Source organism: Pseudomonas sp. RL, assembly GCF_000647775.1.
GTDB classification, from domain to species: Bacteria; Pseudomonadota; Gammaproteobacteria; order Pseudomonadales; family Pseudomonadaceae; genus Serpens; species Serpens flexibilis.
This window is the reverse complement of sequence record NZ_JBOY01000066.1, coordinates 58,220-71,493: the sequence shown is the minus strand read 5'-3', so window position 1 is coordinate 71,493 and position 13,274 is coordinate 58,220. Positions and strand designations below refer to the sequence as shown.

The following is a 13,274-nucleotide window of genomic DNA, read 5'->3' as shown; positions in this document are numbered from 1 at the left end:
CCGCCGCGTTCACCGGGCCGCCGCCGCCCACGGCGTGGCCATGCTCGACGCACCAGTGTCCGGCGGCACCGCCGGGGCTGCTGCCGGCAGCCTGACCTTCATGATCGGCGGGGCCGCGCAGACCCTGGAAAGGGCTCGGCCGCTGTTCCTAGCCATGGGCCACCACCTGTTTCACGCCGGCGCTGACGGTGCCGGGCAACTGGCCAAGCTGTGCAACAACCTGCTGCTCGCAGTGCAGATGATCGGCACCGCCGAAGCCATGGCGCTGGGCACCCGCTGCGGCCTGGACGCGAGCGTGCTGGCGGAGATCATGCGCCAGAGCTCGGGCGGCAACTGGGTGCTGGAACGCTACAACCCCTGGCCCGGCGTTCACGCCAACAGCCCCGCCTCGCACGGCTACCAGCCGGGCTTCATGGCCGGCCTGATGGCCAAGGACCTGGGCCTCGCCCAGGAAACCGCCCTGCAGGCCGGTTCCGCGATTCCCATGGGCAGCCTGGCGTTGAACCTCTACCGCCTGCTGTTGCAGCAGGGCCTGGGCGGGCAGGATTTCTCGGCGGTGCAGAAGCTGTTCATCGATCAGGCATGAGTCCGGTGGAGGGCGGGTCCAGGCGCGGCGGTGACCGAGAACGACCTGCCCCGGGAATGCTCATCAACGCTCGCGAAACGCCTCGCTGCGCGCACGGATGATCGGCTTGAGCAGGTAGCTGAGAATGCTCTTGCGCCCGGTGACGATATCCACCGAGGCGATCATGCCCGGGATGATCAGCAGAGGTTCCTCCTCGCTGCCCAGGTGGCTGCGTTCGGTACGCAGCTGCACCAGGTAGAAGCTGTTGCCCTCCTCGTCGCTGACGGTGTCCGCGCCAATCTGCACCAGGTGCGCCGGCAGTCCGCCGTACAGGGTGTAGTCGTAGGCGGTAAAGCGCACCATCGCCGCCTGGCCGGGATGCAGGAAGGCGATGTCCTGCGGGCGGATGCGCGCCTCGATCAACAGGTGGTCGTCCAGCGGCACGATTTCCACCAGGTCGCTGCCCGGCTGGATGACGCCGCCGATGGTGTTGACCTGCAGGCGCTTGACGATGCCGCGTACCGGCGAGGTGACCAGCGTACGCCGCAAGCGGTCTTCCAGCCCCCGGCCGGTGGCGGCGAGCTTGTTGAGTTCGGCGCGTGCCTCGTTGAGGCGGCCCAGCGCCTCGTTGCGAAAGCGTGCCCGGGTCTCGTCGACCTTGCGCTCCACCTCGCGGATCGCCGCCTCGGCGCGCGGGATGGCCAGACGGGTGGCCTCCAGCTGTCCACGAGTCTCCAGTTCGGCCCGGCGTAGCCGCAGGACTTCCACCTGCGAAATCGCCCCCTCGGCTACCAGGGGCTCGGACATGCGGATCTCCTCGGCCTGCAGCGCCAGGCTGGCGCTGTATTGCCCGCGGCGGGCCATGTAGTCGCGCAGTTCCTGCTGGCGCTGCTCCAGCTGGGCTTCCAGACCCGCGATCTCCTCGCGCAGTTGGCGCCGGCGCCCGGCGTGCAACGCCAGCTCGCTGCGCGCCAGGATCGGCACCGCCTGTTCGAGTGCGGCGGGAAACACCGGCTCACGGTCCTGCACTTCCGCCTCCAGACGCTCGATGCGCAGCAGCAGGGCATGCCGGTCCGCCTCGGTCTCGCCCATGCTGGAGGCAAAACGGGTGTCGTCGAGCCGCACCAGGGGCGCCCCCGCCTCCACCAGTTGCCCTTCCCGCACAAACAGCTCGGCGACGATGCCACCCTCCAGGTTCTGGATCTTCTGCAGGCGCGACGAGGGAATTGCCTTGCCATCGGCGCGCGTGACCTCATCCACCACCGCGAAGTGCGCCCAGAGCCCGGCAAACACAAAGAAGCCCAGCAGGGACCAGAGGGTCAGCCGCGCCATGCGAGGCAGATCCTCGTCCTGCGCCTGGCGCACGTCGGGCATCAGCCCGTAGGCATCAGCCGCCATACAGGCGTCCCTCGCGCAACGCGGCGAGCACCGCCTCGCGCGGCCCATCGGCCAGCAGACGGCCGCGTTCCAGCACCAGCACCCGGTCCACCAGGGCCAGCAGCGAGGTCCGGTGGGTGACCAGCAGCAGCGTCTTGCCCACCAAAGCCGGGCGCAGGCGCTGGATCAGGCGCTCCTCGCCGCCGGCATCCATGGCACTGGTCGGCTCGTCGAGCACTAGTAGCGCCGGGTCCAGCAGCAGGGCCCGCGCCAGCGCCACCTGCTGGCGCTGGCCGCCGGACAGCTGCTGTCCGCGCTCGCCCACCGGCATCCCGTAGCCCTGCGGGTGCAACTGGGCGAAGGCCTGTACACCGGCCAGCTCGGCCACCTGCAGGATGCGCTCGTCGCTGACCTGGCGGGCGCCGGCCACCAGGTTGTCGCGCAGCGTGCCGCTGAACAGCTGGATATCCTGGGGCACATAGCCGATCTGCCGGCGCACCTCGGCGATGTCCAACTGGCGGATGTCCAGGCCGTCGAGCAGCAAACCGCCACTTTCGGCCTCATACAGGCCAACCAGCAGGCGGGCCAGCGAACTCTTTCCCGATCCACTGCGCCCGAGAACCGCGACGCGCTCACCGGGGGCGATGCGCAGGTTGAGATCGCGCAGCGCCGCTTCCGGCTGACCCGGATAGCGAAAACTCAGCTGTCGACACTCGATCTCGCCCTTGAGCCGGTGCGGCTCCAGCGCACGCTCGCCGCCCGGGCGCTCCTGGGGCAGCGCCATCATCTGGTCGACGTTGCGTTTGGTCAGCCGCGCCTGCTGGTAGCGGGTCAGCAATCCGGACAACTGCCCAAGCGGCGCCAGCGCACGGCCATTGAGCATGTAGCAGGCGATCAGGCTGCCCATGCTCAAGCTACCGCCGATGATCAGGTGTACGCCCCAGACAATCAGCACCACGCCGCTCAACTGCTGCACCGCCTGCCCCAGGTGCAGCACCAGGCTGGAGAGCTGGCGGGTGCGCAATTCCAGACGCCCCAGGGTGCCGATGGTCTGTTCCCAATGATGCTGACGCTCGCCCTGAGCGTTGTTGACCTTCAGGGCATCCAGCCCGCCAAGGGTCTCGATCAGCGTCGATTGGCGCTCTGCGGCCAGTGCCATGCTGCGCTCGAGGCTCTTCCTGAGCGGCGCCTGCAGCAGCCAGCCCAGACCCAGTGCCAGCGGGAAGGCCAGCAGCGGCACCCAGACCAGCGGACCGCCCAGCCAGGCGATGGCCAGCAGCACCAGCAGGCAGAACGGCAGGTCGATCAGGCTGGTGAGGGTCAGCGAGGAGAGAAAGTCGCGCAGGCCCTGAAAGTCATGGATGTTCTGCGCGAAACTGCCGACCCGCGCCGGACGCAGGCTCAACGGCATGCCGAGAATGCGTTCGAACAGGGTGGCCGAAACGATCAGATCGGTCTTCTTGCCCGCCAGGTCCAGACTCAGGCCGCGCAGACTCCTGAGCAGCAATTCGAAGCCATAGGCACCGACGATGCCGATGGCCAACACCCAGAGCGTAGACAGCGCCTGGTTGGGCACCACCCGATCGTAGACATTCATCACGAACAGGGGCGCGAACAGGCCGATCAGGTTGATCAGCAGGCTGGCGACCACGGCGTCGGCGTATAGCCGGCGCGAGTGCAGCAAGGTATCGCGGAACCAGGCATGGGTGCGCGGAATCAGTGATTCCGGGCGCAAGTCGAAGGCGTGCCGGGGCTGGGCAAAGAACACCCGACCACTGTACCGGACCTCCAGTTCGGCACGATCGATACTGACCTCGCCCCCGGCGCTTTCGCTGGCCAGGATTCGCGCCCGGCACTCACCCAGCTCCAGCAGCACCGCAGTACCGCCATTGTCCAGCAACAGCAGCGCCGGCAGCGCCACGTCCGAGATGCCGCCCAGCGAGCGGTTCAGCCAGCGCCCCTGCAACCCTGCGCGGGCCGCCGCACGGGGTAGCAATTCGGCGGTCAACCGTTGCGCCGGCAACGGCAACCCGCTGAGCAGCTGGCCTCGACTGATCGCCCGGTCCCACAGCTGGCAAAGCAGCAGCAGGCCATCGAGCAGCGGATCGTCCGTTTCGTGCAGCGGCGCACCTACGCCCGCGTGCGCGACCTGTATGCCCACCGGCGCCGCGCCGTCAGTTCAGGCTGGGCAGCAGGTCGTCCCGCCGCGGTTCGGGCGAGCTGAGCGCCACGGCCTCCATGGGTGGCACCACCCCGAGGCTCTGCAGCAGTTCACCTTCGGCCGCCTTGATGCGGTAATGGCTGTACAGCTCCGTATAGGTGAGGTCCACCAATCGACGCTGGGCGGCGAACAGTTCGTTCTCGTTGTCGAGCAGATCGAGCAGCGTGCGGTCACCGAGGCTGAACTGCTTCTGGTAGGCCTCCTTGACCCGCTCGCTGTACTGCACGTAATCGAAGGCCACGGCCTTCTGCTCGCGGGCATTGCGCAGGGCGTTCCAGGCCAGGCCCAGGTCCTCGCTCAACAGACGCAGGGTGTTGATGCGCACGTCCCAGGCCTGGGCGACCTGGTAGGAGCGCGCCTCCAGCTGAGCCCGGTCACTGCCACCGGCCAGCAGGTTGTAGCGCATGCGCAACATGGCCTGCCATTCGTTCACGTGACCCCGCTGGCCATCCAGGTTGTTGTCGGCGCTGTGCGACAGCTCGACGTCCATGCGTGGATAGAAGCCGGCGCGGGCCGCCTCGTACTGGCTTTCCGCGGCGCGGATGTCCGCATCGGCCGCGCGTAGCAGCGGGTTGTTGTCGATCATGCGCAGACGCGCCTGCTCCAGGCTGGCCGGCAGATGGCCGGGCAGCCCCGGCGGCAGGGACAGGTCTTCCGGATGACGGCCGACCCGACTGAAAAAATTCACCTGCGCATCGGCCAGGTTGGTGCGCTCGGTGGTCAGGTTGTTGCGTGCCTGGGCCAGGCGCGCGTCGGCCTGGTCGCGGTCGGAGGCACTGCCCACGCCTCGCTCGCTGCGCAGGCGGATCTGGTCGTAGACGCGCTGGTGGGCGCGCAGGTTGTCATTGGCGATGCGCACCAGTTCTTCGCGGCGCAGCACGTCCAGATAGGCCTCGACCACTTCCAGCGCGGTGCGCTCGGCGGTCGCCTGCAGGGCATGCGCCTGCGAGTCGACCCCGGCCTTGCGGCGCTGCACCTCGTTGGCGGTCGCGAAGCCATCGAACAGCAACTGCTGGATGCGCAGGCTGGATTCGCTACGGGTCAGGCTGGTCCAGTGGTCGTCATCGCCCCGCCGGGTGGCGGGTTCGTCGGTTCCCTCGCGGCCATAGCCCGCGAACAGGTCGACCCTTGGCCAGTAACCGCCGCGGGCGGCCTTGAGCTCGTAGTCGGCGGCCAGGCGGCCGTTCACCCCGGCGCGTACTTCCGGATGGACCTCCAGAGCCTGCTGCACCGCCTGCGGCAGGCTCTGCGCCTGGGCTGGCACGGCAAGCCCCAGGGCACAGGGGAGGACGACGAGAAGAGACTTGCGCATGGTGGGACATCCTTGTTCACGAGTAGGCCTTGCATGCCGTGCGGCGGCGATCCGTTCGCCTGACACGCTGCCAGCGCCCAAGCGGGCCACAGGCAGAGCGCTGCACAGATGCACAAAGGCATAGACAAGGGTCCGGCGGAATGTCAAGGAAGCGGCACACAACCTACCGGTCTCGACTATAAGTGAGGAGCGGCAGTTCACGCCCAGGCCTGTAGCGCTACCGACAGGTCCGTCACCGAATCAAGGAGAGATTCCCATGGCCCCCACCTACGCCATCGTCCATACCGTGATCGGTCAGGTTTACGCGCGCTCGCCCGACGGCTTGCGCCGCCTGCTCGGCAAGGGCGCCCGGGTCTACGAAGGGGAGCAGATCATCAGCCTGTCCAGCGAGGACATGATCACCCTGGCCCTGACGGATGGCCGGATGCTCGACCTCGGCCGCGACAGCCAGTGGATCCAGCCGCGCGGCCCGCGCAACCCCGACCATGTCGGCGAGGCGGTGCAGCAGATGCGCGAGATCCACTACCCCATGCTGGCGGGCGTCGATCCGACCCTGATGTTCGAGCCACCCGCCGCCGGCCCTGCCACGCCGGACGAGCCCGGCAAGGCCGCCGGCGGGCGGCGCAGCTTTGTGATCCTCGATACCGTGGGCGGCGAAGTGGAGGTCAATGGTGGCTTTGCCGTCGATGACCTGACCCTGGCGCGGCGGTTGGACGGCATCGAGGAGAGTCGTCAGCCCCGTGCCCCAGGCGCTGACGAGGGGCCAGGCGCGCCGGCCCCGACGCACCAGCAGGGTCTCGAGGACCGCGCGCTGCAGGGCAGCCTGTTCGAGGCCGGCTCCGCCCTGCGCCTGCTGGACTTCCGCATCGGCGACCAGATCCATGCCGCCGGCAGCCGCGTCGAGCTGCCCGGCCAGGGCAGTCTGGTGCTGCATGCCGATGGCCACTACACCTTCATCCCGGCGCCGGACTGGAATGGCAGCCTCCCGGAGATCCACTACCGGGCCGAAAGCGGCGGGCAGATCGTCGAATCGAGCCTGCGCATCGACATCCTGCCCGCCAACGACGCGCCGGCCTCGGCCGACATGCAGGTCAGCCTGGATCTCGGCCAGGCCTACCGGTTCAGTCCGGAGGATTTCCCCTTCAACGACGCGCGAGACGCAGCCAATGGCCAGCAGCACGAGCCGCTGCAACTGATCATCGACAGCCTGCCCGCCTGCGGCAGCCTGCTGCTGAACGGCCAGCCGGTCAGCGCCGGCCAGGCCATCGATTTCGCCGACATCGCTGCCGGACGGCTGCACTACCTGCCCGGCGCCGACGGCCAGGCAAGCTTCGACTTCCGCGTCCGCGACAACGGCGGCCTGCCCGATGCCGACACCTCCGATACCCAGCGCTTCACCCTCACGCAAGGCACGCTGACGATCCCCGAGAACCCGAACTGCGACAACGAGGTACCCGGCGGCGCCGGCAACGACATCCTGCTCGGCGACAGCGGCGGCACCCAGACCACCCTGCAACCTGGCCAGAACTACAACATCGTCCTGCTCATCGATACTTCGGGCAGCATGGCTGCCCCCAGCGGCGACGCCGGCGCATCACGCATCGAGCTGGTCCGCGAAGCCCTGTTCAACCTGGCACCGCAGCTCACCGGACACGACGGGGTGATCAACCTCGCAGTGATCGGCTTCGCCTCCCATGTCACCCTGCAGCTCAGCCTCGCCGGCCTGGACGACGCCAGCCTCGACCAGTGGCTGGCAGATCTGGCAAGCCTCGGGCCCGAACATTTCGACTACAGTGCCGGCACCAACTACCAGGCAGGGTTCGAGGCTGCCACGGCCTGGTTCGCCCAGCAGCCAACACAGGGCCACGAGAACCTCACCTACCTGCTGACCGACGGCAACCCGACCCAGTACTACGACCCCTACACCGGCAACCTGGCGGGCGGCGGGCCCTCGGTCAGCGCGGAGACGCTGCAGCACACCATCGATGCCTTCGCGCCGCTGGCGGCCATCAGCACCGTGCATGCCATCGGCATGGGCCAGGGGGTCAGCGCTGGGCAACTCGCCTATTTCGACAACAGCCAAGCCACCGGCGAGCGCGGCATGTGGCTGGCCGATTCCGATGGTATTCCCCGCTGGGTCAGCGGCCCGGCGGGCGAAGCCACGATTATCGAGCGTGCCGAGGACCTGCAGGCGGCTCTGCAACCTGGTCGGCCGGTGAGTGAGCCGGTGGCGGTCGGCAACGATTGGATCAGTGGCGGTGCCGGCAACGACATCCTGTTCGGCGATGTCATCAACACCGACCGCCTGCCCTGGGGCGTCGACGGCAATCCACAGCGGCCGGACCACCTGCCGGATGGCTCCGGGCTGGCGGCCCTCGAGGCGTTCCTCGGCCTGCGCCAGGGCACGCCACCCACCGCCGCGCAACTGTACGACTACATCAAGCAGCACCACGGCGAACTGCATCTGGCGGGGGATACGCGGGGCGGGCACGATCTGCTGGACGGCGGCGCGGGAAATGACGTGCTGTATGGCCAGGGTGGCAACGACATCCTGCGCGGCGGCGCCGGCAGCGATCAGCTGTTCGGTGGAACCGGCGCGGACCTGTTCGTCTGGCGCCAAGGTGATGCTGGCAGTGCCGGAGCGCCCGACCGGGACCGCATCCATGACTTCAACGCCCAGGAAGGGGATCGCCTGGACCTGCGCGACCTGCTGCAAGGTGAGCATGCCGGCAACCTCGACGACTACCTGAAGCTGTTCGCCGATAGCGGCGATGCCGTGTTGCTGGTCAGCTCGACCGGCCAGTTAAACGCCGGGGGCCAGGCTGATCTGCAGATTCGCCTGGAGGGCGTGGACGTGGCAGGCCGCAACCTGGACAGCCTGATCGCCGGCGCCGATCCGCTAATCCGGGTGGATCACGCCTGATCGGGCACCGGCACGCCGGTGGGCAACGCGTTCCAGGGTGCCGGTTCGCCGAACAACCGGCCCATGCCCCCCTGGAAGCCCAGCACGCGCAGCACCTGCAGCTCCTCCGGTGTTTCCACCCACTCGGCGATCAGCGGCAGGTCGATGCTGCGGGCGGTCTGCTGCAGCGCGGCGAGGAAGCGGCGTTTGTCTTCCTCGCGGTCGATATGCTGGATGTAGCACCCATCCACCTTCAGCCAGGCCAGCCCGAGGCGCGAGAGGCTGCCCAGCACACCGAAACGTCCACCGAAATGCTGCAGGCTGAGTGCGAAGCCCAGGCGCCGCAGGCTGTGGGCCAGCGACTCCAGCTGCGCCGCCGGCAACGGCCGGTTGCCGGCCAGTTCGAGGGTCAGGCGCGAGCTCAGCGCAGTGTGCCTACGCAATAGCGCCAGCAGATCTGCCTGGGCCTGGGCCGACTCCAGACTGGCGGCTGACAGGCTCAGCGACAGCGGCAGGCGGTGACTGCCCATCTGCTCCAGCACCAGCGACAACATCACCCGGTCGAAGCGCGCCATCCAACCGAAGCGCTCCAGCCACGGCAGGAAGCGCCCGGCCGGCAGGCAGCGGCCCTGGGCATCGGGCAGGCGCGCCACCACCTTGTAATGCAGCAGATTGTCCGGATCGCGGGCCTCCACCACTGGCTGGAAATGCAGCAGGAAACGCCGCTGTTCCAGCGCTTGCTCCAGACGTGCCTGCCACAGGTGTCGCTCCTCCAGGGTGTCGTCCAGATCGCTGCGCTGCAACCGATGCCACTGGGCACTGGCCAATCCGTCGATGGCCGCGAGCGCCTCGTCGGCCAGGCGCATCAGGGCCTGCATGTCATCTCCGGCGCCGAATGGCACGAGGCCCAGGTACGCCAGCGGCCCTTCGCGTGTCGTGGCACGCAGGTCGTCCAGATCGGACTGTAGGCGCTCGGCCAGCGTCTCGGCCTCATCGGCCAGCAGCCCCGGCAGCAACAGGGCGAACTCGCCACCGCGTATCCGCGCCAGCAACGCCGGCTGGAGCAGCTCGGCGCAGCGTTCGCGCAGCAGGCTGGCCAGATGACAGATCAGACGGTCCACCGGCTCGCCACCAAGGCGCTGGTTGAGTCCGGCCAGGTCGCGGATGCGCAGCACGGCGAGAAAGCCATGGCGTACCGCCTCTTCGTCGGCCAGCCGGGCCCTCAGGCGCATCTCGAAACTGCGGCGGTTGGCCAGACCGGTGAGCGGGTCTACATAGGCCTCGTCACGCAACGCCTCGACGTTACGGGCGTGCTCTTCGAACTGCCCACGCAGCCGCGCGACCATATGGTTCATGGCGCTGACCACACGGCGCAGCTCAGGGCTGGCCGGCAGCTTCGGCTGGCTGACGAATTCGCGACGCTCGAGCGCTTCGGCCTGGTCGACCAGGGCGTCCAGCGGGCGCAACTGATAGCGCAGCAGCCAGCCGCCAAGCAATGCGCTGATCACACCGCACAGCGCCAGCCAGAACAGGCTACCCAGCGCCGCATGCCAGAGCGTGGCCAGCGCGAAGCGCGGTGTGCTGGCGACCTGCACCCGCGCCGCCTGTTGCCAGCCCCGGCTGACCAGCGCCTCGGCCTGGACTACCGGCAGATCGATCAGACGTGCGAACCAGGCAGGGACCAATGCCTGCTCGCCAATCGCCTCCCGCGTCGCCAGCACCTGCTCGCCGACGGGATCGACCACGCGGATGTGCTCGAAGTAGCCGCTGTCGAAAATGGCGCTGACCAGCAGCTCGGTCATTTGCGGGTCGTCCACATGGTTGCCCAGCGACAGGCCAAGCGCCGTCGCAGCATTCTGGGCATGGGAACGCAGCTGGGCCACCTGCTGCTCGCGCGAACTTTCCAGGCTGATCAGTAAATTGCCCGTATAGGCCACGATCAGGAACAGGCCGATGGCCAGCAGTCGTTGCTTGAAGAGTGACATCCCTTTCTCCTGGACCAATTCCGTTATGCGCCCAGCGCGGCATGCGAGCCCTAGCGCTGAACCAGGGACGGGAACCCCTCGCGCCGCATTCGGTGCAGCACCTCCTGCCAGCGCGACAAACCCTGGCTATCACCCGCCAGGCGATCCGCATACCACAGCCCTTCGCCGTTGAAGGCGTAGACGGGTTGCAGGTCGCTCCGCTGGCTGGCGGGCAGGACAGCGGTGACCCGGTTGTCCAGCACCCAGGGGTCTGCGTCGGGTTCAGCGTAGTAGGCCAACACCATGTGTGCCTGCCCGGAGGCTTTCACATAGGTCAGGCGCAGGCGCTCCATGGGTACGCCGAGCTGGCGCAGGCTGACGTACTTGGCCAGGGCGTAGTCCTCGCAATCGGCCGCGCCCTGGTACAGCGACTCGACCGGCGTAGCCCAGTAATCGATGCGCTGCCAGATACGACGGTCGTCATCGAAACGCAGGGTGTCATTGAAGAAGCCGTTGACGGCGCGCAGCTGTTCCTCGACGTCACGGTCACGCTGTTCAGCCAGCAGCCGCCACCAGGCTCCCAGGCGCTGACTGCCCTCGGCTTGCGGGCCGTACAGGACTTCGGCGCGCCGGCCGATCTCGGCCACGTCCCAGCCCCAGGCTGGCAGCCAGACGCAGCACAATGCCAATAGCCCGCACCGACCGGCGCGCTTGCCAGTCCCGCTCACTCCAGGGGCTCGCGCCGCCAGCGGTAGTGGCTCACCTGTCCGCGCCCTTCGTAACGGCGGGCCTGGACCAGACGGTATTCACCGGCCGGCGCGTCGCGAAAGTCCGGCTGCAGCGGCCGGAAATGCTGGAACTGAGCCTTGGCGCCATAGCGGTTGAGCGCCTGCTCCGCAGTCGCTGAGGAGGGCTGGCCGGCACAGGCGGACAGCACAAGAGTGGAGCCCAGCAGGGCCATGATCGGCAGGCGCATGACAGATCCCTCGCGGTGGTGGTGAGATCACTGTGTGGACTCGTCCGATCAGCGAATGGTTGCAAACCGGGCACCGGCGGGCTTCTTTTTTGCCCGGCCTTCTGGTAAAAAGGCCGCCTTTGCGGGCGTCGTATAATGGCCATTACCTGAGCTTCCCAAGCTCATGACGTGGGTTCGATTCCCATCGCCCGCTCCAGCTTCAATGAAAAAACCGGTCCAGTGGCCGGTTTTTTTGTTTTCGCACGCTTCAGCGCTGAACGCCCCAGACACTGGCCAGGCTCTGCAGGAGCGGCGTACTGACCCCCTCACTGCCGAAATACTGCAGCAGCAGCTGGGAAAAGACCCCCACCATGCTGGTGTCCATGCCCAGCGCGGAGAACGCCTGGTTGACCCCTGCAGGGCTGCCGGTGTTGCCCAGCGCAGTGCTGAGCAACGACTGCTGATTGCTCTTGCCGCTCAGCATGCCCAGCGCGTTCAGCTGGCTGACCGCGTTACTGCCGGTGATCTGCTGTAGGCCCGGCACCTGCTGGGCAAGCTGGGCATACTGGTTGCCACCCAGCTGACTCTGCGCCAGACCGAGCAGCGCGGCAGTGCCGCCCAGTGCCTGCTGACCGGAAACCGGAGTGGCGGCGAACACATTGAGCAGTTCGGTGATGGTGGTCCGGGTGGCGGAGGTGCCTGCATTGGGTGTCGCGGTATTGATGGCCGAGGCCACCTGTACGGCGTCGTTCATGGTCACGCCGGAGTTGGCGCAGCCGGACAGCGCCACGACCATCGCCAGGCTCGCAAGAGCTGGGTGCTTCATCAAAGAATCCTCATGGGGAAGAAGGCTGGGCCCAGCCGATTATCGACCGATATCGCGCGACTGCCAGTTTCGCGCGCCGGTCAGCCGGCAGCCAGATCCAGTTGCAGCTGGATCCGGTCTCGGGTGGCCATGAGCCGCTGCTCCACCGATTCCAGCTGCTGCCGATGCTGTTCCTGCATTTCCAGATGAGCGGAGCAGACGCTTAGCGCCGCCAGCAGCAGCAACTCGTCCGAGCGCATGGCCGGGCGCTTCTGCTGAATGTCCGCAATATGTGCGCGCAACAACGCAGCCGATTCCTCGAGAAGCTTCTGCTTCCCGCTCGGAGCCTTGAGAGCATAGTCGCGGCCGAAGAAGCTCAGAACCGAGACTGCGTTATCGCTGTTCATGCGCTGGCGATGACACTACCAACGCCGGTGGCCTGACCGACACTGGTCAGCTTGCCGGCCCGCTGCAGCATGGTCTGCAGACGCGCAACCACGGCACCCTGCTTTTCTTCCATTTCCAGCACCTGCAGCTGCAGGGTGTCGTTTTCTTCCTTGATCTGCGCCAGGGCTTCGGTCAACTCGGTCTGACTGGCCAGCAACTGCTGGTTCTGCGCGAGCAGATCGCCAATGAGTTGCTCCATTTGCTCGAGGGTTTCTTCCAACATCATGACTTCCAGGGGCATATCAACGGAGCCGCTACGATAATGGAAATACGCAGCGGGTGGCCAGCGGCAAAGAGGGCTCGACAGATGTCTTCCGACAGCCACCCGCAACGCCTGTCGGAGATTGGCGCAGGCGTACACACGGAACTATCTTTTCAGCATCGAAATCGTTCCCGGGAATCCTGCACAATGCCAGCCGCTCCCTATATTGACGCAGAAGCCTTTCGTGAGTACCTGAACGCCGTCGGCCTTGAAATACCTTCACAGACCAGCCCGGCGGAGGCCTGTGAACAGGCGGTACGGGGCCTTGATGCGCAGCGGGCGAGGGAGCTGCGCCACCTGGTGGAACAGCTGTTGGCCGGACGCGCCACACTGCACCCGGAAGTGCGGCAGGCCATTTCCCACACCCTGCTGCCGGCACTCTGCAATGCTGCGGAACGCACGCATTGAAAACTGGCGCAACCATGGCTTTTTTATGCCGGCAACCTGCCAACAACAATTGCCAG

12 protein-coding genes and 1 tRNA gene are annotated in these 13,274 nt (G+C 67.2%); 4 read left to right on the top strand and 9 right to left on the bottom strand.

From position 1 onward, the window contains the following. A partial coding sequence (locus tag AS93_RS0111725; protein WP_027590788.1) for an NAD-binding protein occupies positions 1 to 586 on the top strand: 586 nt, incomplete at its 5' end. A gap of 63 nt (positions 587 to 649) precedes the next feature. On the opposite strand, the gene AS93_RS0111720 is transcribed toward AS93_RS0111725, so the two are convergent. The 3 genes from AS93_RS0111720 to AS93_RS0111710 are packed head-to-tail and all read right to left on the bottom strand — an operon-like array spanning position 650 to position 5,475. After that, on the bottom strand, positions 650 to 1,963 hold the full coding sequence (locus AS93_RS0111720) for an HlyD family type I secretion periplasmic adaptor subunit (protein WP_027590787.1): 1,314 nt from the start codon (positions 1,961 to 1,963) through the stop codon (positions 650 to 652). Continuing rightward, positions 1,953 to 4,103, bottom strand: coding sequence for a type I secretion system permease/ATPase (locus AS93_RS0111715; RefSeq protein WP_051587459.1), 2,151 nt, complete (start codon positions 4,101 to 4,103; stop codon positions 1,953 to 1,955). The genes AS93_RS0111720 and AS93_RS0111715 overlap by 11 nt, the downstream gene beginning before the upstream one ends. Positions 4,104 to 4,116: 13 nt before the next feature. After that, entirely contained in the window at positions 4,117 to 5,475 is a 1,359-nt protein-coding gene (locus tag AS93_RS0111710; RefSeq protein ID WP_027590785.1) for a TolC family outer membrane protein, read from the bottom strand. Positions 5,476 to 5,731: 256 nt separating this feature from the next. Here AS93_RS0111710 and AS93_RS0111705 point away from each other — a divergent pair, with 256 nt between their 5' ends. After that, positions 5,732 to 8,398, top strand: coding sequence for a retention module-containing protein (locus AS93_RS0111705; protein ID WP_027590784.1), 2,667 nt, complete (start codon positions 5,732 to 5,734; stop codon positions 8,396 to 8,398). Here the strand turns inward: AS93_RS0111705 and AS93_RS0111700 are convergent. Genes AS93_RS0111700 through AS93_RS0111690 form a run of 3 tightly spaced genes read right to left on the bottom strand, consistent with a single transcriptional unit; the run spans position 8,389 to position 11,317 of the window. Continuing rightward, positions 8,389 to 10,362, bottom strand: coding sequence for an EAL domain-containing protein (locus tag AS93_RS0111700; protein ID WP_027590783.1), 1,974 nt, complete (start codon positions 10,360 to 10,362; stop codon positions 8,389 to 8,391). The genes AS93_RS0111705 and AS93_RS0111700 overlap by 10 nt on opposite strands. Positions 10,363 to 10,412: 50 nt before the next feature. Next, positions 10,413 to 11,030 (bottom strand): transglutaminase-like cysteine peptidase, encoded by a 618-nt coding sequence (locus AS93_RS19275; RefSeq protein ID WP_051587458.1) that lies wholly within the window; start codon positions 11,028 to 11,030, stop codon positions 10,413 to 10,415. Between the two features lie 35 nt (positions 11,031 to 11,065). Then, positions 11,066 to 11,317 carry a hypothetical protein gene (locus tag AS93_RS0111690; RefSeq protein WP_027590782.1) on the bottom strand — a complete coding sequence of 84 codons (252 nt, stop codon included), beginning with the start codon at positions 11,315 to 11,317 and terminating at the stop codon, positions 11,066 to 11,068. Positions 11,318 to 11,438: 121 nt separating this feature from the next. Between AS93_RS0111690 and AS93_RS0111685 the strand changes: the two genes are divergently transcribed. Further along, a tRNA-Gly gene (locus AS93_RS0111685) sits at positions 11,439 to 11,513 on the top strand. 51 nt (positions 11,514 to 11,564) lie between these two features. Here AS93_RS0111685 and AS93_RS0111680 read toward each other — a convergent pair. The 3 genes from AS93_RS0111680 to AS93_RS19270 form a co-directional block, all read right to left on the bottom strand. After that, on the bottom strand, positions 11,565 to 12,122 hold the full coding sequence (locus AS93_RS0111680; protein ID WP_027590781.1) for a DUF2780 domain-containing protein: 558 nt from the start codon (positions 12,120 to 12,122) through the stop codon (positions 11,565 to 11,567). Positions 12,123 to 12,202: 80 nt separating this feature from the next. Then, the gene (locus AS93_RS0111675; RefSeq protein ID WP_027590780.1) at positions 12,203 to 12,508 is read right to left on the bottom strand and encodes a cell division protein ZapA; all 306 of its coding nucleotides are present in this window, start codon (positions 12,506 to 12,508) and stop codon (positions 12,203 to 12,205) included. Further along, positions 12,505 to 12,789 carry a hypothetical protein gene (locus AS93_RS19270; protein ID WP_234702686.1) on the bottom strand — a complete coding sequence of 95 codons (285 nt, stop codon included), beginning with the start codon at positions 12,787 to 12,789 and terminating at the stop codon, positions 12,505 to 12,507. Before AS93_RS19270 ends, AS93_RS0111675 begins: the two co-directional genes overlap by 4 nt. 168 nt (positions 12,790 to 12,957) lie before the next feature. Between AS93_RS19270 and AS93_RS0111665 the strand changes: the two genes are divergently transcribed. Continuing rightward, the gene (locus tag AS93_RS0111665; protein ID WP_027590779.1) at positions 12,958 to 13,218 is read left to right on the top strand and encodes a hypothetical protein; all 261 of its coding nucleotides are present in this window, start codon (positions 12,958 to 12,960) and stop codon (positions 13,216 to 13,218) included. Positions 13,219 to 13,274 lie beyond the last annotated feature (56 nt).

Bases quoted from the DNA above. Each gene is read 5' to 3' on its own strand.
- AS93_RS19270 (WP_234702686.1), bottom strand. From the start codon at position 12,789: ATGCCCCTGGAAGTCATGATGTTGGAAGAAACCCTCGAGCAAATGGAG.
- AS93_RS0111665 (WP_027590779.1), top strand. From the start codon at position 12,958: ATGCCAGCCGCTCCCTATATTGACGCAGAAGCCTTTCGTGAGTACCTG.
- AS93_RS0111710 (WP_027590785.1), bottom strand. From the start codon at position 5,475: ATGCGCAAGTCTCTTCTCGTCGTCCTCCCCTGTGCCCTGGGGCTTGCC.
- AS93_RS0111700 (WP_027590783.1), bottom strand. From the start codon at position 10,362: ATGTCACTCTTCAAGCAACGACTGCTGGCCATCGGCCTGTTCCTGATC.
- AS93_RS0111720 (WP_027590787.1), bottom strand. From the start codon at position 1,963: ATGGCGGCTGATGCCTACGGGCTGATGCCCGACGTGCGCCAGGCGCAG.
- AS93_RS0111690 (WP_027590782.1), bottom strand. From the start codon at position 11,317: ATGCGCCTGCCGATCATGGCCCTGCTGGGCTCCACTCTTGTGCTGTCC.
- AS93_RS0111680 (WP_027590781.1), bottom strand. From the start codon at position 12,122: ATGAAGCACCCAGCTCTTGCGAGCCTGGCGATGGTCGTGGCGCTGTCC.
- AS93_RS0111705 (WP_027590784.1), top strand. From the start codon at position 5,732: ATGGCCCCCACCTACGCCATCGTCCATACCGTGATCGGTCAGGTTTAC.
- AS93_RS0111675 (WP_027590780.1), bottom strand. From the start codon at position 12,508: ATGAACAGCGATAACGCAGTCTCGGTTCTGAGCTTCTTCGGCCGCGAC.